The 20278-nt window shown below is 56.6% G+C and carries 19 protein-coding genes; 14 read left to right on the top strand and 5 right to left on the bottom strand.

Features of this window, described 5'->3' with window-relative positions:
* Nucleotides 1–297: 297 nt before the first annotated feature.
* Nucleotides 298–1857 carry a hypothetical protein gene (locus FTW19_RS21690; RefSeq protein WP_147649633.1) on the bottom strand — a complete coding sequence of 520 codons (1560 nt, stop codon included), beginning with the start codon at nucleotides 1855–1857 and terminating at the stop codon, nucleotides 298–300.
* Nucleotides 1858–2141: 284 nt separating this feature from the next.
* Nucleotides 2142–2867: a TetR/AcrR family transcriptional regulator gene (locus tag FTW19_RS21685; RefSeq protein ID WP_147649632.1), complete on the bottom strand. Its 726-nt coding sequence runs from the start codon at nucleotides 2865–2867 to the stop codon at nucleotides 2142–2144.
* Between the two features lie 120 nt (nucleotides 2868–2987).
* On the opposite strand from FTW19_RS21685, the gene FTW19_RS21680 reads away from it, so the two are divergent.
* Complete coding sequence (locus FTW19_RS21680; protein ID WP_147649631.1) at nucleotides 2988–3356, top strand: hypothetical protein; 369 nt, start codon at nucleotides 2988–2990, stop codon at nucleotides 3354–3356.
* Nucleotides 3357–3524: 168 nt separating this feature from the next.
* Nucleotides 3525–5117: a methyl-accepting chemotaxis protein gene (locus tag FTW19_RS21675; RefSeq protein ID WP_187143113.1), complete on the top strand. Its 1593-nt coding sequence runs from the start codon at nucleotides 3525–3527 to the stop codon at nucleotides 5115–5117.
* Between the two features lie 200 nt (nucleotides 5118–5317).
* Here the strand turns inward: FTW19_RS21675 and FTW19_RS21670 are convergent, their stop codons facing one another.
* From FTW19_RS21670 to FTW19_RS21660, 3 genes are all read right to left on the bottom strand, one after another.
* A complete protein-coding gene (locus FTW19_RS21670) occupies nucleotides 5318–6271 on the bottom strand; it encodes a GlxA family transcriptional regulator (RefSeq protein ID WP_147649629.1) in 954 nt (317 codons plus the stop codon).
* 51 nt (nucleotides 6272–6322) lie between these two features.
* Nucleotides 6323–6976, bottom strand: a complete 654-nt coding sequence (locus tag FTW19_RS21665; RefSeq protein ID WP_147649628.1) for an HD domain-containing protein — start codon at nucleotides 6974–6976, stop codon at nucleotides 6323–6325.
* A gap of 263 nt (nucleotides 6977–7239) precedes the next feature.
* Entirely contained in the window at nucleotides 7240–7890 is a 651-nt protein-coding gene (locus FTW19_RS21660) for a DUF2306 domain-containing protein (RefSeq protein ID WP_147649627.1), read from the bottom strand.
* A 65-nt stretch (nucleotides 7891–7955) separates the two neighbouring features.
* Between FTW19_RS21660 and FTW19_RS21655 the strand changes: the two genes are divergently transcribed.
* The 12 genes from FTW19_RS21655 (at nucleotide 7956) to FTW19_RS21600 (ending at nucleotide 20278) form a co-directional block, all read left to right on the top strand.
* Complete coding sequence (locus tag FTW19_RS21655; protein WP_147649626.1) at nucleotides 7956–8570, top strand: TetR/AcrR family transcriptional regulator; 615 nt, start codon at nucleotides 7956–7958, stop codon at nucleotides 8568–8570.
* A gap of 351 nt (nucleotides 8571–8921) precedes the next feature.
* On the top strand, nucleotides 8922–9851 hold the full coding sequence (locus tag FTW19_RS21650) for a TIGR03435 family protein (protein WP_147649625.1): 930 nt from the start codon (nucleotides 8922–8924) through the stop codon (nucleotides 9849–9851).
* A gap of 287 nt (nucleotides 9852–10138) precedes the next feature.
* Complete coding sequence (locus FTW19_RS21645) at nucleotides 10139–10480, top strand: CRISPR-associated protein Cas5 (protein WP_147649624.1); 342 nt, start codon at nucleotides 10139–10141, stop codon at nucleotides 10478–10480.
* A gap of 265 nt (nucleotides 10481–10745) precedes the next feature.
* Nucleotides 10746–12152, top strand: a complete 1407-nt coding sequence (locus FTW19_RS21640) for a hypothetical protein (RefSeq protein ID WP_147649623.1) — start codon at nucleotides 10746–10748, stop codon at nucleotides 12150–12152.
* A 12-nt stretch (nucleotides 12153–12164) separates the two neighbouring features.
* The gene (locus FTW19_RS21635) at nucleotides 12165–13208 is read left to right on the top strand and encodes a glycosyltransferase family 4 protein (protein ID WP_147649622.1); all 1044 of its coding nucleotides are present in this window, start codon (nucleotides 12165–12167) and stop codon (nucleotides 13206–13208) included.
* Nucleotides 13205–15367, top strand: coding sequence for an amylo-alpha-1,6-glucosidase (locus FTW19_RS21630; RefSeq protein WP_147649621.1), 2163 nt, complete (start codon nucleotides 13205–13207; stop codon nucleotides 15365–15367). The genes FTW19_RS21635 and FTW19_RS21630 overlap by 4 nt, the downstream gene beginning before the upstream one ends.
* Nucleotides 15368–15481: 114 nt before the next feature.
* Nucleotides 15482–16396 carry a hypothetical protein gene (locus FTW19_RS21625; RefSeq protein WP_187143112.1) on the top strand — a complete coding sequence of 305 codons (915 nt, stop codon included), beginning with the start codon at nucleotides 15482–15484 and terminating at the stop codon, nucleotides 16394–16396.
* A 69-nt stretch (nucleotides 16397–16465) separates the two neighbouring features.
* Nucleotides 16466–16885, top strand: a complete 420-nt coding sequence (locus FTW19_RS21620; RefSeq protein ID WP_187143111.1) for a GntR family transcriptional regulator — start codon at nucleotides 16466–16468, stop codon at nucleotides 16883–16885.
* A complete protein-coding gene (locus tag FTW19_RS21615; protein WP_147649618.1) occupies nucleotides 16855–17745 on the top strand; it encodes an ABC transporter ATP-binding protein in 891 nt (296 codons plus the stop codon). Before FTW19_RS21620 ends, FTW19_RS21615 begins: the two co-directional genes overlap by 31 nt.
* Nucleotides 17742–18575 carry an ABC transporter permease subunit gene (locus FTW19_RS21610; RefSeq protein ID WP_147649617.1) on the top strand — a complete coding sequence of 278 codons (834 nt, stop codon included), beginning with the start codon at nucleotides 17742–17744 and terminating at the stop codon, nucleotides 18573–18575. Before FTW19_RS21615 ends, FTW19_RS21610 begins: the two co-directional genes overlap by 4 nt.
* Nucleotides 18565–19353 carry a hypothetical protein gene (locus FTW19_RS21605; protein ID WP_187143110.1) on the top strand — a complete coding sequence of 263 codons (789 nt, stop codon included), beginning with the start codon at nucleotides 18565–18567 and terminating at the stop codon, nucleotides 19351–19353. The genes FTW19_RS21610 and FTW19_RS21605 overlap by 11 nt, the downstream gene beginning before the upstream one ends.
* 34 nt (nucleotides 19354–19387) lie before the next feature.
* The gene (locus FTW19_RS21600) at nucleotides 19388–20278 is read left to right on the top strand and encodes a TIGR03435 family protein (protein ID WP_147649615.1); all 891 of its coding nucleotides are present in this window, start codon (nucleotides 19388–19390) and stop codon (nucleotides 20276–20278) included.

The following is a 20278-nucleotide window of genomic DNA, read 5'->3' as shown; positions in this document are numbered from 1 at the left end:
CACTTACTTTTCAGTTTCCATAGGAGTTGAGGCCCCCAATGCGTTCCGATTGCACTACGGAACTCTTAGGGGGTGAGCTGGAAATGAATGTGAGTTTAGTTTTCACTGAGAAAACGGTACCGGCCTTGGTTCCTGCTGTAGGGTTTGGCAACCTAATTTCTCTCCATTTGCTTCAAGAAGCCCGTTGTTCCACTCTTGGTTGCGAAAGTAAGTGACATTAGGCTGAAGCCCACGGCTCCCACCTGCTTCGAGCTTCGCTCGAACACCCATGTCCCTAGGGGACATGTATTCGGTGTCTTACTTTCCACGACAGGCAGCATTCCCAGCATTACGCACCGTAAAGAACGTAATCGACGCCGGTGGAAGCTTCTGCTCGCCGGCCTTCGCTCGCTCGCCGGTGATCGCAGGCAGCGTTCCGTCCTCACCCGCCTGCAATGGTTTGCCGTTCAACATCATGGTCTCGCTCAATAGCTCCGGAGCCGTCAGCGTGTAGCGTTCTGCCGCGGGAAGCGTGAGGGCATGTTCAGCATCCTTATCGATATTCAGCGCAACCACGCTCACACCACCCTGGACGCCTTTCATGCAGTGCGCATAGATGCGCAGCGTCGCATCCGGCGCCGGGCCGGCATCAAGCACCGTGGTTCCCATCAACCGCTTCCACAACACCGCGAGCCAGTAATCAGGACGCGGATTGAGGGTCTCCTCGTTCAGCAGGCCGTAGTCGCTGGAGGCGAGCGTGTTGACCATCACGGTCTGTACATCTCTGCGAGCCAGCGAGCCGAGCTGATCGGCGAAGCGGAAGGTGTCGATGAAAGCGGAAGCCCACGGGCTTCCACCACAACCGGCCTCGCCCGTCTCTGTCAGCCAGATCTGCTTGCCGGGCAAGTAGGTATCACGGAGCTTGGCATAGAAGGCTTCGGTATCGGGATTGCGATCCAGATAGGCGGGCGTAAGCACTTTCTCCCACGAGAGACCCATCTTGCCGACGCAACGGGGAGAAAGCGTGGTGTAGACGTGATACGAAAACGCGTCGAAGACAGGGCCAGAAGCCTGCAGCATCTTTTCGGTAGAGAGCATCTTCGGCATGGGCATGCCCACAATCATGGGAACACCTTCGCCGATGCTTCCCGGGCCGAGATAGATGGTCTCTGGCGACTCAGCTTTCAGGAAGGTGCGGAAGGCCTTTACGTCCTTCGCAAAGGCCGCCTCGTCGTAGCCTGTCGGCGCTGCGCCCTGGGCTGCAAAGGTCGGCTCATTGAGGAACTCTGTTGCGGCGATGTGTCCGCCGGCTTTGCGGGTGAAATCAAAGAAGGTCTTGGCCTGGGTCGTAGTCCAGTCTCCATTGGCGTCGCGTGTCCCATCACTGATGGCGACCGAGGTCACCAGGTCCGCGCCGACGGCGTGAGCAAAGTCGATCGCGCCTTTCCACTGTGCCCGCGTCATCACGCCTTTGAAGCCTGCCGGCGGTGTCGACATCTGCGGGGCATCATCGTCCTGAAAGTACGTGCTGTTCCGCCAGGTGCCGCTGACACGCATGTAGCTGGGAGCAAGTGCTCCGGCGAGCTTGCGGATCTTTGGGCGGCTCAAGTCGATGGGCGGACGGTACTGGTAGGGATCAGTGGTTGTTCCCGGAGCGGCTGGCGGCTGGTCTTTCTTGGGGAAGGGCTTCCAGAAGCGGCCCCCGGTGATCTCGATCGCCTCAACATTGAACGAGACATATCGCGGATCGACCTGCGCGACGCGGCGCATCGACTTCGGCTGGAGAGTGACCTGTCCCTGGAGAGAGGCGCATACGGAGGCGGCGGCGAGAGATGCTGCAACAGTGTTGCGAACGAGTGTGAAGCGGGGGTGCGGCATGGATGAGTGCTCCGGGGGACGATTTTTGATGTAGGCAATCACAATAAATGCGTGCTTGCACGGATGTAAATTGGAAAAGGCTCAAACTCATTCTGGGCTTTTGAATATAGCCAATACACTGGGTGCCCCATCCATCGCAACGCGATGGGTGGGATGTGAGCAATCTAGTTTGGGCAGGCGCGCCGCAGGGTAACAACCGAAAAGCGGTTCGAGCGTAGCTCGAATATCCCACTCACGCTTCGCGTGAATGGGGCACCCAGTGTATGGGTATCCGGGTACCCGATCTACGCACCGGATACCTTCTTACGAACAGCGCGAGCTTTCTTTTTCGGCGCACTGCCGGCAACGGTATTCGGGGGAAACAGACCGTCGAAGACTTCTTTCAGCAGCAGTTTGGCCTCGCTGCGTGGCAGGTGATCGGGAAGAAACTCCATCGTGAGAATCAGCGCCGTTTTCAGGGAAGCAAGGGCGAGAGCCCGGCTATGGAGCCTGGAGCGGCCCGGTAGTTGGGCCAGGCCGAACTCAGCGTCGAAGCTTCCTGGGCCGTAGGTCCGCGTGTAGCGATCGGCCCAGGAGGCAGCCGACTCCGGATGGCGGATGGCATAGAGTTTCAACTCCAGATCGAGAAGACCGGCACGCGGATCACGCAGGCCGCTGTAGTACTCGCGAAGCCTGGCAAGCCGTTCGGCGTAGTCGTCCGTCTCAAGGAGCAGCTTCTGCACCTCTGCCTTCGCGGTCTCAATCTGCCGCTCCTGCACGGCGAAGAAGAGTTGTTCTTTGGTCTTGTACTGCGCGTAGACGGCGCCGCGGGTCCGGCCTGAAAGCTGTGCGATCTCATCGATCTGCGCCCGCTCGTATCCGTCACGCGCAAAGATCTGTTCGGCCGCCTTCAGCAGGGCATCGCGGGTGGCCTTGCTCTTGATGGCGTGTTTGGTCAGCGGTCTATCTTGCTTCATCACCAACGATGGTACGTGAGCCGGCTGAACCGCCTCAAAACCTGCCAGGGTCATGGGAAAAGCCTCCACAGGGAGAAAAAGAATTTCCGCTGGACAGTATTGGAATCCGGCGGTATAGATTAATGCGTGTTCACACGTATGTAATTCATGTGCACCGGAAAGGTCAATCCCTTCATGAGACTCTTCGTCGCCTCGCTTACCCTGCTCTCCACCCTCTCATTCGCACAGACCGCCGCCGCTCCTGACGCCAGCGGCAAATGGAAGGTCCACTTGTCGGTCGGCGGTAGCGATAGCGAAATGGAGTGTAACTTCGTCCAGGCCGGAGCAGACCTGTCGGGCACCTGCAAAGGTGAAGCAGGCGAGGCTAAGGTGACCGGAAAGATTGATGGCCAGCAGATCAAGTGGTCGCAACCCGGCGACTATAACGGAACCGCGCTGTTGCTGAGCTTTGACGGAAAACTGGATGGCGAGAAGATCTCCGGGAATACCACGGTTGATCCGTTTGGTGTGAGTGGTACGTTCGACGCCAGCAAGGCGAAGTAACTTATACGCCGGATATCCCCTTCACGGCTGCCGTCAAGGGGCGTCCGGCGTTTCGCATTTAGCCTTAACATTGGCTTAAGTCGTTTACCGCTCATAACTTAATCGCTATTGTGATGCCTTTTTCCGCCGATGGAGAGGACAGAGTTTCTCCCTGGCAGGTGGCACACAATGAAAAATCTGACAATCAAGCAAAAGCTTATGAGCGCAACAGGCGCCCTCACCCTTCTGGCGATGGTTCTGGGCGGGGCATTCGCCTACCGCGTAAGTACTTTGGGGGATACGATTCACACGCTTGGTGTGGATGATGCTCACAAGTTTTATCTCGCCGGCGTTGCCGATGCCTCTGGTTCCGAGATGCTGGCTGCGCAGCGTGGCGAACTCGCCCAGGCCGCCATGGGGAACTGGGATATGGCTGCCCAACGGGAACATCAGTACGCACAGCACGAAGCTGAGTTCCGCAAGGCGATTAAAGGAATTCGCGACGTTGGAGTAGGCTCCGCTGGTGCAGATCTATTGAATAAAACCGAAGCCACGCTCGACCGCCTGGCTCCAATCCATGTGCGGTTTGCCGCCGCGGTTAACAATCACGACCTCAAGCAAGCGGCCGACCTGAACCTGAATGAGCTCACGCAACCGCTTGAAGAAGCGGACAACCTGAGCAGTCAGATCCTCGAGCACCAGCAGAAAATCATGACAGATGCGAGCAATGATGCCCGTAGCTCCGTAGTTACCGCAGAGTCGATTTCGATGACGCTGCTGCTCCTTGCGTTTATTGCCTCCGCTGTCGTTGGTTGGATTGTCATTCGTCTGGAACGCGACCTGCGCAAAAACGTGCTCGCCCTGAACCAGGGTGCGGAGCAGATTGCCTCTGCAGCCTCGCAGATCTCTTCCTCCAGCCAGAACCTGGCTCGTGACAGCTCGGAGCAGGCGGCGATGATCGAAGAGACATCGGCCTCCTCTGAAGAGATCTCGTCCATGGCGAAGCGCAACGCAGATAATGCGCGCTCTGCGATGGGAATCGTCGGCACTGCCGTTGGCACCTCCCATCAGAGCGCGGCGGCCGTGAAGGAGTGCGTCAACTCGATGACCAGCATCAATGAGAGCTCGCAGCAGATTGCGAAGATCATCAATGTCATCGACAAGATTTCGTTCCAGACCAATATCCTGGCGCTGAATGCAGCGGTGGAAGCAGCCCGCGCCGGTGAGGCCGGAGCAGGCTTCGCTGTGGTTGCCGAAGAGGTGCGTAACCTTGCCCAGCGTTCGGCCGAAGCAGCACGTGAGACCTCCGCCCTGATCGGAGCAGCACTGACCAACGCCGAAGACGGCCGCACCAAGATCGAATCGATGGCGGAGGCTGGAGCCAAACTCGAAGGCTCCTTTACTGAGATCAAGTCGCTGGTCGACCAGATCGGCGATGGATCCTCGGAGCAGGTCGGCGGTGTCGATCAGATCGCACGCGCCATCGGCCGTATGGAGTCGGTGACACAGAAGAACGCCGCGAACGCGGAGGAGTCTGCCGCAGCCGCTGAGCAGCTCAATGCGCAGTCAGGCGCACTTTACGAACTGGCTGCCCGCCTTGGAGCCATGGTTGGCGTGCAGACCTCATCTCGCGCAATGACTCATCAAAGCGCGAAGAGCGTTTCGGCGAAGCCTGCCGTAAAGGCTGCCGCAAAGCCTGCAAAACCGATGATCCGTCCGGTGGCCATCCCCGTTCCCGTCGCTGTCGGCGCCGGCAACGACGCAAACTTTGTGGAGTTCTAGAGCATTTTTCCTGTGGGTGTGATGCAGGGATTCTGCATCTATGGGCGTTTTCCGAAATGAAAACGCCGCTGCACGCCCCTTCCGGAATACCCAGCAACAGGGAAAACGCTCAAATCCACATTTCGCTGCTGCACACACTTCGGGGAGCCGCAAGGCTCCCCCAATTTTTGCCCCGCAGCCGGGCGTCGGTGTTAAGACTGCTATGCTTTCGTGGCATCCCGCCGGAAGCGATTCACATACTCACCCGCCGTTACACCCAACACACGAAGAAACGTACGACGCATGGCATCGGCTGAGCGGAAGCCGCAGGCATCCGCAATCTCCTTCAATCCCATCGATGAGCTGTCGATCATCTGCTGCGCAGCTTCAACTCGCATGCGGTCAACGAATTGCCCCGGGTTCATACGCATCTCACGCAGGCAGACGCGAGTGAAGTTACGTGCACTCATTCCCATGCGTTCCGCAAGACGGTCAACGGTGAGGTGTTCGCGCAAATGTTCCAGCATCCACACCTGCAGCTCACGAAGGGGCTGAGAAGTGATCGCCTGGCGCGAGAGCATATGGCTGTACTGCGATTGCCCGCCCGGTCGCACCAGGAACATGACGAGGAAGCGAGCGACGCGTAGCGCCGCTTCATGTCCGTGGTCTTCTTCGACGAGCGCAAGGCATAGGTCGATACCGGCGGTGATGCCCGCGGAGGTATAAATCGGCCCGTCCTTCAGGAAGATAGATTCGGCTTTTACCGTGACTTCAGGAAACTCTTTGGCCATCCGGTCACAAAAGTTCCAGTGCGTGACGGCATTTCTTCCATCCAACAGACCAGCTTTTGCGAGAAGGAAAGCTCCGGTGCAAATGGCGGCGACACGCCTTGCTTTGGCGCCTGCTTCAGCGATCCAGGCAATGAAGGTTTCGTCGTAGATGCCGTTCTCCGCTCCGGGACCTCCGACGACGACCAGTGTGTCGATCTTTCCTGTGATCTCGCGAATGGGAATGGCGTTGGTCAGGGCAAAGCCCCGGTGAGTTGGAAGAGTATCGCCGGTTCCCGGATGGGCAAGCTGTACCTCGTATCCGGGGACATTGCTGAAGACCTCCAGCGGCCCGGCAACATCGAGAATCTGGACCGGAGGAGGACCGACGATCACAACCTTCCTCATACTCCGATTCTAACTAGGAAGCGCGATCGTCGTTCCCCGGTGGCGAACAGCTTAACCGCGCCACATGGAGTTTCGGATCACACGGCAGAAATTACCGCGTTTGAAGTTCGGGTCTTTATCGGCGAGCACGTCGGCCTTCACGTTGCCGAAGGTAGTCTCCGGCTTGTGATGAATGCCGTCGTAGAAGGCCTGTAGGATGTCTTCCTTGAAGGCTGGCGTCCGTGGGAAGGCGTTGACCACAGCCTCGCGATCGGCGTCGGCAAAGCTGGTGTAGTCAATGCCAAGCACATCCATCTCGACTCCCGCGGTCACCAGGGCGACGACCGGATGCATATACTGCGGAATACCCGGCGTGGTGTGCAGTGCAATGGCTGTCCAGACGTGATCGATCTCCTGCTCCGGGATCTTGTGGCTGCGCAGAAAATCGCGCGCGGCATTGGCTCCGTCTACTTCAAAACGATCGCGAGGACTGCTGTGGGAAGGCATCAGACCGATGTCATGGAACATCGCTCCCGCATAGAGGAGTTCAGGATCGAAGTTCAGCCCACGGCGCTTACCAGCAAGCGCCGCAAAGAGATAAACACGGCTGGAGTGGTTGAAGAGCAGGGAAGTCTCGGTGTCGCGGATGAAGGTGGTAATCGCTTGCGCGAGTTTGCTGTCGGGAATGGTGACTCCGGAGATGGTGGGCAAGGTGTCGGTGGTCATGGTCTGCTGCCTCCTGCTCTCAAACCTAGAGCGGTCAGGCAGCGAACGCCACGACACAAATACAGCAATTTCGGACAGGCTTGGACAGTCCCAAGCTGTGGGGATCGCCTTTTTGTTTGTCATTTCGTAGCGACCAGCGGGAGCGGAGAAATCTGCTTCTCTACCCATAACTGTCTTTTGCTGCGCTAGGGGAAAGCAATCTCGCTTCGCGAGATATCCCATCCATCGCGATGCGATGGATGGGCACCACTGCAGGAACAATCCTAATTCGAGATAACGGGATGCTTTCTCAGCCACAACTCAATTACGACCGTATTGATGGAAAAACCGATCCAGAAGGCGATGCCGAAGAATTGCTGCGGCGTCATATGTGTAAGCCTGCTGGTCGCGAAGAAGACACCCATGACAGGCCGCGTGGTCGCAATCCCCAGCAGGATACCCATGGCGCGCAGCAGCCATCGTCCCGCCAATGGAAACGCTTTGGAACTCCATAGAAGAAACGACCGTGTCAGGCAGAAGAGATAGAGAGTGTTGAAGAACAGTACCGCAGAACGCTCGATGATTCCGCCGACCGGATGCCCGCTCATTGCATAGGCGGTGATGCCGACGATAAACCCCAGTGCGTAGACTGCACCTTCAAGACCGCGTCTTGTTCCAGGTCCGCGTCGCAGGACAAACGGGAGTAGCAGCACCAACGCTCCTGCGGGCAGGATATGCGCCAGCGTGAGCGCCTTGCGGCTCATGAACGCCTCTTCCACGCTCACCATCATGGGTGGTGCATTGCGAGCAGGCGCCAGGAAGGAGACGACGCGGCGCGTCACTACGGCGACAGCGATCACAATGCAGAACCAGAAGAAGATCCGCAGCCATCGTGGAAACCGTGTTGTGGGCGAAGACAAGGGCACGGTCGACATGGATAGCACTGTAGAATTTAGATAGACATCTTGTCCAGTTAAATCTTCGGCTCTAGAATACCCTCATGCCATCCCGACGACCGCCTCCAGCTAAACGTCCATATACGCTGGGGCAGCGCGCAGTGCAGTCCGATGTGACCCGGGAGCGGGTGCTGCGAACAGCGCGAAAGTTGCTGGAGAAGGGTGGCGGAGCCGAGTTCACCATGGAGAACGTCTCGGCGAAGAACGGTATCTCGCGGCAGACACTGAACAACCTCTTTGGCAACAAGGAGGGCATCATCACGGCGCTCTTCGATCAAATTGCGCTCGGCGCGGGTGTCGAGGAGATGCGCGAGGTGATGCACGGAACCGATGCACGTACCGCCGTACGTGGATTTGTGCGCGTGTTTACACGGTTCTGGCGCAAGGAACGTGTGTTGATCCGCCGCATTCACGGCATCGCTGCACTGGACCTTGCCTTCGGTCAGGCCGTCTCATCCCGGTACGCTCGTCGCCGTGGCGCGGCTGAGGTGCTTGCCAATCGCTTTGCGAGCGCGATGGCTCTGCCGCCCAGCGAAGCAGCCGCGGCCCTTTACACCTTCACCTCCTTCGAGTTCTTCGACATCTTCGTCTCCGAAGAGATGACGACGGAAGATGCGGTGGACCAAATGGTCCGTCTGGCCGAGCGGATCCTGATATAGGGGAAAATTCTTAGCGCTCATAGTGCAGGGGTTGAGTGTACCGGAACATCCGTTACACATTGGACCGGGAACATCCGTTACAAGTCCCTTGCGGAGTTGAGGGCTTGAATTGAGGTTATGGCTGGTCTTTGCCTTTGCTCCTTAACACCTAACTCGCCGTCGAGGCCGTGGTAATGTGGGAATCCTGAAGGGATTTCCAAAGAGTGTGGGAAGGGTGGGAAGCCGGTTTTATGGCTCTCCATGCTTTCCACACTCTGTCATTTCCATGGCCTGCTTTGGAGGTGCGGATCAGGATTCGAAGTTGTCGAAACTATGGTCTAGAAGCGGCTGAAGATTTGTTAGCCTCCCCATATGCGGCGTCTTCTTCTTTTGCGATTTATCGTCGTTTTGATTGCTCCGGCGTACCTGGCACAATCGTCTGCCCAGAACCCATCGTCAATGATGGCGCCTCACAAGCTTGAGTTCGAGGTAGCTTCCGTCCGCGAGAACAAGTCAGGCGGTCGGGGGACTTCGAACTTTCCGCTTGATCGCGGAGATGTTTATTTCCCCACAGGAGGAGTTTTCTCAGCAACGAATCAATCCCTCGTCACCCTCCTTATCTTTGCCTACAAGATAAACATCAGCGAATTTCGCGGCGGATTGATGCGCCGCCTGCCAAGTTGGGCAACGACGGATAAATTTGACATCAACGCAAGAGCAGAATCCGGGAAGCCAACCAAGGAAGACATGCGGTTGATGCTGCAGTCTCTTCTTGAAGATCGGTTCAACCTGAAGGTCCATCGAGAGAAGCGGGAAATGCCTGTCTTTGGGTTGTATCTTACAAGGCCCGGGAAGACTGGACCTCAGTTGAGACCGCATAATCCGACTTTATCGTGCTCGGCTCCTCTGCCACTCCCCGCGGTGGGAACACCCGTCGCGACAATGGTTGGACTTTGGCCGGCTACCTGCGGCGACGGCACTGAGGCTCGAACTTCTAAGTACCGTCTCAGAGAAGGCGGCCGTGACATGACCATGAACGCGATTGTGGATTGGTTGACCGGTGCAGGAGAGTCTGATCGACCTATATTGGATCAGACAGGGCTAAACGGAACGTTTGATTTCATTCTCGAGTTCGATCCTGAATCCTTAGGTAGGGAAGGCATTAGCAGCGCCCCACGTGACGATTCGGGACCGACATTTACCGAGGCTATAAGGGAGCAACTCGGTCTCCAGCTCAAGAAAGAGGACGGGGCCATCAGTATCTTCGTGGTCGACAATGTCGAGTACCCGTCCTCGAACTGATTGTGAGAGCGACTTCGGCTAGCAGATTAGCGGGCGACCCGCGCAGGCCTAAACCGCAGGTCTTCATCCCACGGCCGAAGGCTATGTGTCGATGGAGCCTCTGGTCGAGAAGGCCATCGAGAAGACGCTTGCCTTCGACAGTCACCGCGCCGGCAGCAAATGATTCTCACTGAGAACCAACGAATGATAGAGGAAAAGTATAAGAACGCTGTAAGTATTTACGGCGTTCGGCCTTTACGCCTTTCTTAGTGACTTCCTCGTAATGTGAGTCAGAGGAGGTTCTATCCATGCCGTACATTCATGGCATTGAGTTTCCCGAAGGTCAGGCCACGCTGGTGGAAGAGCTTATTCAGGAGCTTTTTAACGAAGGCCAGTGTGCCGTATATGCATTGCCATATATCGGTTCCGGGGGCGAATTGCGTCTTGCCTGCGGAGACTACTCTCGCAGGTTAAGGTCCCACGCCGGTGTATTTCTCCGTATTTGTCCCGGCCCGCAGCATGCCATGGCCATACGGCCGTTGCATGCCATCACCGGAGCCGCTCGCATCGGCATTACAGAGTTGTCTCGAACGAAGCTGCTCGACACAATACGCGTCTGGCGCTGGGAGACACGGATCGCCTGCGCCTAGTGTCATGAGTCTAAAGTGTTATCAAAAATGTTGTCATCCTGAACGTTCGGGTCCTCAGCGAACTTGTTCGCTGGAGTGATTCGTGAAGGGCCTGTTTTTTCAACGCTTCGGACGGCGAGGCCGTTCATGGCCTATGTTGCGAATTTCAGATTCACCACGCCTAGCTTGATGGAGTTGTAAAGCAAATCCATATGCCTTTTTGATGCTTTTCTCTGTTCAATAGTCTCTGGCTGCTAGTGATGCAGCCAGGGAGTGAACAGGGAATATGCATGATCCGGACAGTTACTTTGTCATACCGACACATCGCCTGAGAGATGTACGCGAAACCATCCGGGAGTACGACGATCACTTTTGGCGTAACGGACACTCGCCCACGATTATCGTGTTTGATGATTCCACCCCAGCAAACTTCGAAAAGTATTTCCCGCTGTTGCAGGAGATCAAGACACGCTCCGATCTGTTCTATGTAGGCCCACGGCAGAAAGAAGAATTCCTTACTTACGTCAACTCGCGCTTGAGGAACAAACGCCTTGAGCCTCTGGTCAAAAACCTCTTCCGCCCAAGCTACGGAGGAAATCGCAACTATACCCTGATGTATACGCTGGGCGGCCTGATGATCAGCTCCGACGATGACATGAGGCCATATGCCCTGGTGCAGGACAGCCCCGAGTCTCTGGAGTACGACGAAGTGAGCCGAGGCAAGCTGCATCGCGTCGGCCAGAACGGATACAACCGGAAGTCCTTCGACATTATGTCGGCGTTTCTGGACGTGCTCGGAAAGAAGAGCGCGGACGTCCCAGAAAATTACGAACGCGGCGAGCTTCTGGTCGACACGGCGATGGAACTGGAGACCAACGCCTCCAAAGGGCTGGCCGAAGAGAACAGTATGCGGCTGGAGCGCGGCCGGGTGCGTGACGGCGACATCGTCAAGATGGCCCAGACCTTCCGCTCAGGAACGAACGACATCGATGCGATCGACTTTGTTGAGATGTTTCTCGGCAACGACGAGCAGCTAAGCCCCGACGATCTGAATGATCTCTACGTTCTCGAGAACTTCCGCCCTGTTCTGACGAATAAGAACTGGCGCATGGATTGTGGCGTCGCAGGCTATGACAATAGCTTCGGCTTGCCTCCATTCTTTCCCACCCGGCTTCGTTTCGAGGACTACATCTATCGCATCTGGATCCAGCAGGAAGGCATTGTGGCGGCTCATGTCGATGCGGCGCAGCATCACACCAAGAGCAACTACATGCGGAATCCACCCGCCTCCGAGGTATTGAATGAAGAGATTGCAAACCTGTTGAAGCGGAAGATACGCGACTCGGTCACCTGTATCGACGAGCTCAGTGTCACGTTTGAGTATCGGGGTGAGTTGGCAGCCGAGGATGCCGAAGAAATCCTTGGCAAGATCACCGGCCTGCATGCGCGTGCCCTGGATGCAGTGAAGAGAGCACCTACACAGGAACGTGCGGAGTCGCTACGCTTATTCGCTGCAAATCTGCAGAAGGCCTTCTATGGCTTCGAGTCTGACTTCTTCCAGCACAACCTGGTTCGCATCGTAGACGACGCGATTGCATCGATACGGTCTTCTCTAGAGCTATGGCCGACGCTGGTTGAGATCTGCTACTTCCAGAAGACACGTCAGGGCCTGCCGATGGTCCAACTGAGCTAGTGCGGGACGAGCATGCGAATCGCACAGGTTGCCCCTCTCTTTGAAAGCGTGCCGCCTGCACGATATGGCGGCACGGAACGCGTCGTCTCCTGGCTGACGGAAGAGCTTGTCTCCATGGGGCACGAGGTCACGTTATTCGCCAGCGGCGACTCACGTACGAATGCCAGGTTGATCTCTTCCTGCGAGCGGGCGCTGTGGCAGGATGTCTCGTGTCGCGAGACGCTGCCACATCACGTTCTGCAGGTTGAAGAGGTGTTGCGGCACGCGGACGAGTTCGATGTGGTCCATTTCCATTGCGACTATGTCCATTTTCCCCTGGTCGGCCGGCTTCAGGTGCCGTCGGTCACCACCCTTCACGGCCTGGTGCATCCGCCGGATCATGAAAAGTTATTCCAGGCCTTTCCCGAGGTTGCGCTCGTGGCAATTTCGGAAAGCCAGCGGAGCCCGTTGCCGCAGGCCGCATGGTGCGGAACGGTACATCATGGAATGCCACCCGGCTTACATACGTATAGGGAGCAAGCGGGTGACTACCTGTTATTCCTCGGGCGTATCTCGCAGGACAAGGGCATCGAACAAGCCATCGAGATTGCATCGCAGGCGCACATGCACCTGAAGGTGGCGGCTAAGATCTACGACGAAGACCGGTCGTATTTCGAACAGACGATCAGACCGATCTTCAAAGCTAACGAGAACATTACATTTGTTGGAGAGGTCGGAGGAGCGGAGAAGAATGAGCTGCTAGGGAATGCCTACGGTCTGCTCTTTCCGGTCGTATGGTCTGAGCCATTCGGGCTTGTATTGATTGAAGCCCTGGCGTGCGGAACTCCGATCATTGCCTGGAACCGGGGCGCTGTGCCGGAGATTGTCGAGCATGGAGTCAACGGTTTTGTGGTGGATTCCATCTCAGATGCTGTTCTCGCTGTGGCTTCGCTAAAGCACATCCGTAGACGCTGCTGCAGACGCCGATTTGAAGAACGGTTTACCTCCAGGCGCATGGCCGAGCGGTATGTCGGCCTTTATGAAAAACGGATTCGAGAGATGGAGAGGCGCTTATGATCACAAATCCTGATGTTGAGAAGAAGTCCGGCCAGCCCTCTTCGGAGCTTCCCTTTGTCGCTCGGAATATGGCGCGCCAGACGCTCAAACACCAGGATGCATTTCTCGTTTGCGATCGTTCCGGCGACATCTGTGCCGGTGAGGGTAGCGAAGAAGGATTCTTCTTCGATGGGACCAGGTTTCTTTCACGGTTTTCATTGCTTCTCGACGGAGTGGCTCCTATTGTTCTGGGATCGTATGTCCGGGATCAGAACGACTCGCTGGATGTGACGGAGACCAATGATGAGAGCGGTGGATCCCTGGCCCCCAACACGGTCCGGATCAGCCGTCATATCTTTGTCTTCGACAATACCTGCTATATGGCCATCGAGTTGGAGAACTTCTCACAGGAGAAAGTGCAATGCGGGCTGGCAGTTGGGTTCGATGCCGACTTCGCCGACATCTTCGAGATCCGAGGTTTGCCGAGGAATAGACATGGAGTGTTGCAGGCGCCGGTCTTCGAAAAAGACCGGGTGCGGTTGGGATATGACGGGCTCGATCATGAAGAAAGATATACGGTGCTTACATTCGAGCCGGCGCCGCAGGAGTTATGCTCTCGTGAAGCCTGTTTCCGTATCGACCTCAAAGAGCGGGAACAGACTTCCATTGTGCTCTGTATCTCGTGCTATCGATCACGGCGGACAGAACAGGGTTCGCTTCCGCTCGAAGAAGCGAAGAGGAGAATCGCTACGCTGCAGGCAAAGCGGGCTGAAGACGATGTGATCGTGAGCTCCTCGAACGGGCAGTTCACCGAGTGGTATCGGCGTTCGCTTTACGATCTGCACCTGATGTCGACTCATCTGCCTACCGGAATATATCCGTATGCGGGCGTGCCCTGGTTTAATACGCCGTTCGGACGCGACGGAATTGTCACGGCGCTGGAGTGCCTATGGATGGATCCGTCGGTTGCCAAAGGAGTGCTGGCCTATCTCGCCGAGACCCAGGCCACCGATCTGGTGCCCGAGGAAGATGCGGAGCCGGGAAAGATTCTGCATGAAACCCGCAACGGCGAGATGGCCGCCCTCAAGGAAATGCCCTTCGGCCGTTACTACGGCAGCGTGGACGCGACTCCGCTTTTCGTCCTGCTGGCAGGAGCCTATTACGAACGCACAGGCGATCTGGATTTCGTCCGTGAGCTGTGGTCTGCTGTGCGGGCCGCCCTGGACTGGATGGAGCAGTATGGCGACGCAGACGGAGACGGATTTATCGAGTACAAGCGCAATGCGCCGAACGGCCTGATCCATCAAGGCTGGAAGGACTCGGATGACGCTGTATTTCATGCTGATGGCGGTGCTGCCCATGGCGCTCTGGCGGTGTGCGAAGTGCAGGCGTATGCCTATGGCGCGCTGAGGGCCGGCGCGATTCTTGCGGAACATCTTGGACATTTCGATGACTGCGCGGAGCTTACCCGGCGTGCGGAGATGTTGCAGGAAAAGTTTAACGACGCTTTCTGGTGTGAAGAGCTTTCAACATATGGTCTGGCCCTTGATGGGGAAAAGCGGTTATGTCGGGTTGTCTCATCCAATGCAGGCCAGGTTCTCTTCAGCGGCATCGCCACTCCTGAGCGAGCCAGGCGCGTAGCGGATACGTTACTTACCGAGGACTGTTATTCCGGATGGGGCATCCGGACCGTCGCTACCAGCTCGCCACGTTACAATCCCATGTCGTATCACAACGGCAGTGTATGGCCGCACGATAACGGCCTTATTGCACTTGGCATGGCGCGCTATGGTTTAACGAGTCATGTCAGCCGCGTCTTCGAGGGGTTGTTCTCTTCGGCGACCTACTTCCATCGTTATCGCCTTCCAGAGCTCTTTTGCGGCTTTTCACGGGCAGAAGGGATGGCGCCGGTCCTCTATCCGGTCGCGTGCGCGCCGCAGTCCTGGGCTGCAGCGTCCATCTTTGTGCTGATTCAGGCGTGTCTTGGATTGAAGGTGGATGGAATCTCACGGCAGATTACACTCACTCACCCGGCACTGCCGGATTCACTGCAGGATCTCGAAGTCAGGAATCTGCGGGTCGGTGAGACAACGATTACTTTCGGAGTAACTGGTCGCGGCCGCGATGTCGTGATTCAGTGCACTCCCGAACTGCGAGGTTTGTCCCTGACCCGTTATTGATACCCGGCAGGGTTACGCAATGAGATAACTTTCGGTTGCTTTCGCCTCTCACCTATGGCTCAATGGTTGCCATCATTGATTGGGCTTCGCGTTTTGTTGAGGAGGAGCACGCCCATGACTCGGCCAGGCAGAGCCGTTCATCGCATTCTTTCGTTTGAGCTCTATTCCATCCCGTTGGAGCAGCATGCCTCCGTCCGGCAGAAACTCGAAGATCTGGTCCAGGAAAACCCCAGACTGAGGGCCGAAGTTCACATCGAGCACGACAGGCTCTTCGTCAGTGGAGAGGACGAATTGCAGCTCCTGGAGCTTCGCTTGAAGGTCATTCAGCGAGAGCTGGCCGAACCGGGCAACTTGAAGGTTAACTACCTGGAGACAGTTCTTGGTTCTGCGGAAGCAGAACACTCGTATCTCCGTGATACCGGCGGCTCCCGAAACTATGGTTATTGCAAGCTTCGGGTAGAGCCCGGTCCGCGCGGAAGCGGGTTGCAGTTTCTTTATGACCTGGACAATGAGGCGATTGCCAGGCAGTCCGTTCAGGCGATTGAAGCCGGCGTGCGAGAGGCAGCACAGGGAGGCACTCTGCAGGGCTGCGAACTCGTCGATCTGAAAGTCACACTGCTCACAAGCGATTGCGATGAGGTTGGCCGCCACGAGATGAGCCTCAGGATCGCCGGCGCCATGGCCCTTCGTGAGGCAGCAAAACAGGCTAAGCCGATTGTGCTGGAGCCAATGGTCGAAGCGACGATCGACCTACCCACACCTTTTATGTCGTCGGTGATGGAAGACATCCACGCGCGCTTCGGGCGTGTCGAATCGATCTCTCAGACCGTGGATGGACTGCTGATTCGCGCGGCAATTCCCATCGCGGAGGTGCTGCGCTCCAGCGCACGCGGCAGAAGCGGATATACCACGCGCTTCCTGCGGTACGAGCCGATCAAATCGAAGGGCTCGGATGGCGAGGCGGGCGCCATCGTACGGAACCCATGGCCACCTCACCCGCGAGGTAGTGCGACTGCAGTGAAGTTTTAAGACGATCGAACGAAATTCGTTGATATCGCTTGACGCTCGGGGAGTTCACTGTGCTATTACTGTAGAACAGTGTTTCGCAAACCAAACCCGTCTTCCGGCGTTCCCATCTACGTTCAACTTAAGGAACAGATTCGCCACGCCATCGAGACTGGCGCATTGTCGCCGGGCGATCAACTTCCCGGTATTCGCGGTCTGGCCGAATCGCTGGTCATCAATCCCAATACCGTGATTAAGGTATATCGCGAGCTGGAGCAGGAGAACGTGCTCGAAATAAGACACGGTTTGGGCGCTTTCATCGCCTCTCGCCGGCGCGGCCGATCGAAGACCGAAGATCTGCGGGATGCCCAGCGATCGGTACACGAATTTGTGGAGAGTTTGAAAGAGCGGGGTCTAGCCGAGGGCGAGATTCGACGCTTGTTTGAAGCAGAACTCGCCGAGAGCTTCAAAGGAGGTAGCTTGTGGCAGCAGTCATTGAAACGGTTGAACTGAAAAAGAGCTACGGGAAGATCGAGGCCGTGCAGGGCTTGAATTTGTCCGTTCAGTCCGGGTCGGTATGCGCCTTTCTGGGTCAGAATGGTGCAGGCAAGAGCTCGACCATCAAGATGCTTTTGGGAATGGTTCACCCGACTGGGGGATCGGGCAGCGTCCTCGGTCACAGCATCGACCGGGAGAAAGAAAGCCTGCTGATCCGGCAGAAAGTGGCCTTCGTAGCGGAAGACAAGCGGCTTTACGACTACATGACGGTCGAGCAGATCGTGCAGTTTACGAAGGCATTCTTTCCGCGTTGGAATCACACCTTCGAACGCCGACTGATGGAACAGTTCGAGTTGCCACCGAAGCGCAGAATCCGGCACCTTTCCAAGGGAATGCGGACGAAGCTCGCGCTGCTTCTAGGGTTCGCGCGCGGTTGTGAACTGCTAATTCTGGATGAGCCCACGGAAGGCCTCGATCCGGTTGCGATCGAAGACGTTTTACAGATTGTGGTCTCTTTGACAGCCGAAGGTACGACTGTGTTCTTCTCTTCGCACCAGATCGTGGAAGTGGAGCAAATCGCAGACCATGTACTTATGATCGACCGCGGCCGGCTCGTGTTGGACGCGCCCATGGACCAGGTGAAGGAGCAATATCGGCACATTCAGGCCGTCTTCCCACAGCCGGTCGAAGAGCGCGATTTTCGATTGGCTGGAATCGAAACGATCCGAACCGAAGGTTGCACCGTTTCGTTGGTCGCCAGCCATAATGTGGACGCAATCATCGAACACGTTCGCATGCTGCGCGCCGGAAACATAGATGTGCTGCCGCTTTCGCTGAAAGAGATATTCCTCGGAAAAGTAAAGGTGCGGTCATGAGCGCGCTGCTCTACAAGGCATGGCTGGAAACACGGGTGCGCTTCATCGCGGGGCTCACTGCCGTGGCCATCGTCTGCATCTTCTATATGGAGCAGCACGCATGGCTCGTCAGGTGGTGGGCAACAGACGTACGGAATTTGAGGAACCCCTACTTCTACCACTCGGGAATGTGGTGGGGGATACATGAATATGGCTGGTATCTTTGGCACTATCTTTACGACAACTACCTGCAGCAGGTCTGGGCATTATTCGCCGCTCTTTTTGCCTTTGATGGGTTGATTCGCGAGAGGGCCAGCGGGACGGCTCTGTTCAGCCTAGGCCTTCCGGTTAGCCGCAAGCGCTGGCTATTCGCGCGCTTGGCGATGGTCCTGTTGGAGAGCATCGCGCTGAGCCTGTTTGCCGTATTCGTTGTCATTCTCGGTTCATCGGTCATTCATCAAACCTTCTCGATTTCACAGATGGTCCTCCATGCCGCTTTGATGGTGGCTGCCGGTGCCTTTGTGCTCGCCCTCGGCAATCTTTGCTACACGCTGCTTCCCGGTAACTATCTAAGCTTGCTCGCCACGCTGATACTTATCGGAGTTCCGTACCTGTGGCTCCAGCTCTATATGCAGCGCGTGCGTGTGGCAGAGCTCATGCGAGTTCAGATGCACCTGCCAACCCAACCACACCAGTCATGGTTGGAATATTTCGATTTAGCGCACGCCATGGCGGGCCCATGGCAGCTCAACTGGGCGACTATCCCATGGGTTTCTCTGTTGGTGATATGGACGCTCACGGGGCTCGTGCTCGCAGCAACGGTGGCCTATGGTGATCGCATTGACTACTGAAGTCTCGAATCCGCGCGGTCACTTTGCATCTGCCAACAGTGCCTTGCTCTGGAAGGCTTGGGTGGAGTCTCGCGGCCGGTTCTTTTCTGCGATGGCGTTACTGGCATCGCTTGTAATTTACGCCGTGACCACGGGGCCTGAATACGTGATGCGCCTCCAGGAAGTCTTTCCCGGCAGGTCGTACTCCTATTCGGCGTACATCTGGGGCGGTCTCTTTCACTATGCCCTTCAAGGCCTCTGGGTAGTTGCAGCGTTTGTCATCACGCTGGGCGGATTGCGCCGGGAAAAAGGGACAGGCTCGGCCCTGTTTTCTCTGGGCCTTCCGGTGCCGCGTCTGCGCCTGTTCCTCATCCGCGCGGCGCTGGCTTGCGCAGAAGCACTTACACTCGGGCTCGTTTCCGCGCTTTTAATTCCGATTGTCTCACCCTTAGTGGGAGAGATTTATCCATTCGGTCAGGCACTCGCATTTGGTGTCTTCATGAGCGCAGCGGGGCTCGTGATCGTTGCAAGCGGCTTGCTGCTTTCGGAGATCTTTGAGGGAGAGCTCACCGCCGCAGCGGTAGGCCTTTGTGCCCTCGCGACGGTCTTCTTTAGCTATAAGGCGAGGACGCTTCGCGGATGGAACGTGTTCGACGTCATGAGCGCCACGACGTGTGTCGATCCGATTACTCGCCTGCTCAAAGGGACTGCGCCCTGGCCTGGTCTGGCCATCTGCCTTCTCGTTTCCATCGGGCTGCTAGCCATCGCCGGCATAACTATCCGTACACGCGACATTTAGACGGGAAGTCAAACGAGCATAAGAGGAGATATCGATGAGAACGTCCAGTGCGACAGGGAACAAAGGACTCAACCTCGCTACGCGGGCCGCGATTCTTGCCACGATGACATTTGCGGGATTTCATGCGCCGTTCTCGCATAGCCAAACGACATCCGGTGCGGCAAAATCTTTAGATAGAGTTAGCAGTCCCATACAGTTTGATGTTGTATCGGTGAAAATGCACAATTCGGATACTCAGGGCAGCCGGATGCAGCTACAGCCGGATGGAATCCGGCTGTCGAATCTGCCTTTGCAGGACTTGATCGTTCAGTCGTTCGACCTCGTCTTGAGCAATCAGATTGTCGGGCTTCCCAGTTGGGCGAATTCCCCCCGCTTCGATATAGAGGCGAAGGTTGCCGACTCTGATATCGCCGCATTTCACAAACTTAATCTGGAACAGGTTCGCTCCATGGGAAGGACGATCCTTGCCGATCGCTTCAAATTTGCCAGCCACGAGGAATCGAGGAATCTTCCGTTCTACGCGTTGGCAGTTGCCAAGGACGGCTCCAAACTCAAGCCTTCGACTTTGAGCGATCAAGACAGCAACGCACGGACCGGCATTATCGGAATGCGCCACGCATCGAACGAGAGTGGAGGCATCAATCAACTTACTGCTAATGGAGTCACCATGGATCGATTGGCTAGCAACCTCTCGCAACAAGGTCTGGGCCGCGTTGTTCTCGACAACACCAACCTCACCGGCCGGTACGATTTCCAATTGACATGGGCATCGCAAACTGCCGCTGCAGACGCCAACTCGAGCGATGTTTCCGGACCTTCCATTTTTACCGCAGTTTCAGAACAACTTGGGCTTAAGCTTGAGCCAAGAAAGGGCCCTGTCCCCATCGTGGTTATCGATCATATCGAAGCGCCTTCACTCAACTAG

Source organism: Terriglobus albidus (assembly GCF_008000815.1).
Classification (GTDB): Bacteria; Acidobacteriota; Terriglobia; order Terriglobales; family Acidobacteriaceae; genus Terriglobus; species Terriglobus albidus_A.
This window is presented reverse-complemented; position numbering and strand designations above follow the sequence as displayed.

What these genes read in the sequence shown, in the direction of transcription:
- FTW19_RS21640 (WP_147649623.1), top strand. Translation starts at nt 10,746, where the DNA reads ATGCATGATCCGGACAGTTACTTTGTCATACCGACACATCGCCTGAGA.
- FTW19_RS21630 (WP_147649621.1), top strand. Translation starts at nt 13,205, where the DNA reads ATGATCACAAATCCTGATGTTGAGAAGAAGTCCGGCCAGCCCTCTTCG.
- FTW19_RS21675 (WP_187143113.1), top strand. Translation starts at nt 3,525, where the DNA reads ATGAAAAATCTGACAATCAAGCAAAAGCTTATGAGCGCAACAGGCGCC.
- FTW19_RS21610 (WP_147649617.1), top strand. Translation starts at nt 17,742, where the DNA reads ATGAGCGCGCTGCTCTACAAGGCATGGCTGGAAACACGGGTGCGCTTC.
- FTW19_RS21645 (WP_147649624.1), top strand. Translation starts at nt 10,139, where the DNA reads ATGCCGTACATTCATGGCATTGAGTTTCCCGAAGGTCAGGCCACGCTG.
- FTW19_RS21680 (WP_147649631.1), top strand. Translation starts at nt 2,988, where the DNA reads ATGAGACTCTTCGTCGCCTCGCTTACCCTGCTCTCCACCCTCTCATTC.
- FTW19_RS21625 (WP_187143112.1), top strand. Translation starts at nt 15,482, where the DNA reads ATGACTCGGCCAGGCAGAGCCGTTCATCGCATTCTTTCGTTTGAGCTC.
- FTW19_RS21690 (WP_147649633.1), bottom strand. Translation starts at nt 1,857, where the DNA reads ATGCCGCACCCCCGCTTCACACTCGTTCGCAACACTGTTGCAGCATCT.
- FTW19_RS21600 (WP_147649615.1), top strand. Translation starts at nt 19,388, where the DNA reads ATGAGAACGTCCAGTGCGACAGGGAACAAAGGACTCAACCTCGCTACG.
- FTW19_RS21670 (WP_147649629.1), bottom strand. Translation starts at nt 6,271, where the DNA reads ATGAGGAAGGTTGTGATCGTCGGTCCTCCTCCGGTCCAGATTCTCGAT.
- FTW19_RS21655 (WP_147649626.1), top strand. Translation starts at nt 7,956, where the DNA reads ATGCCATCCCGACGACCGCCTCCAGCTAAACGTCCATATACGCTGGGG.
- FTW19_RS21660 (WP_147649627.1), bottom strand. Translation starts at nt 7,890, where the DNA reads ATGTCGACCGTGCCCTTGTCTTCGCCCACAACACGGTTTCCACGATGG.
- FTW19_RS21685 (WP_147649632.1), bottom strand. Translation starts at nt 2,867, where the DNA reads ATGACCCTGGCAGGTTTTGAGGCGGTTCAGCCGGCTCACGTACCATCG.
- FTW19_RS21665 (WP_147649628.1), bottom strand. Translation starts at nt 6,976, where the DNA reads ATGACCACCGACACCTTGCCCACCATCTCCGGAGTCACCATTCCCGAC.
- FTW19_RS21635 (WP_147649622.1), top strand. Translation starts at nt 12,165, where the DNA reads ATGCGAATCGCACAGGTTGCCCCTCTCTTTGAAAGCGTGCCGCCTGCA.
- FTW19_RS21650 (WP_147649625.1), top strand. Translation starts at nt 8,922, where the DNA reads ATGCGGCGTCTTCTTCTTTTGCGATTTATCGTCGTTTTGATTGCTCCG.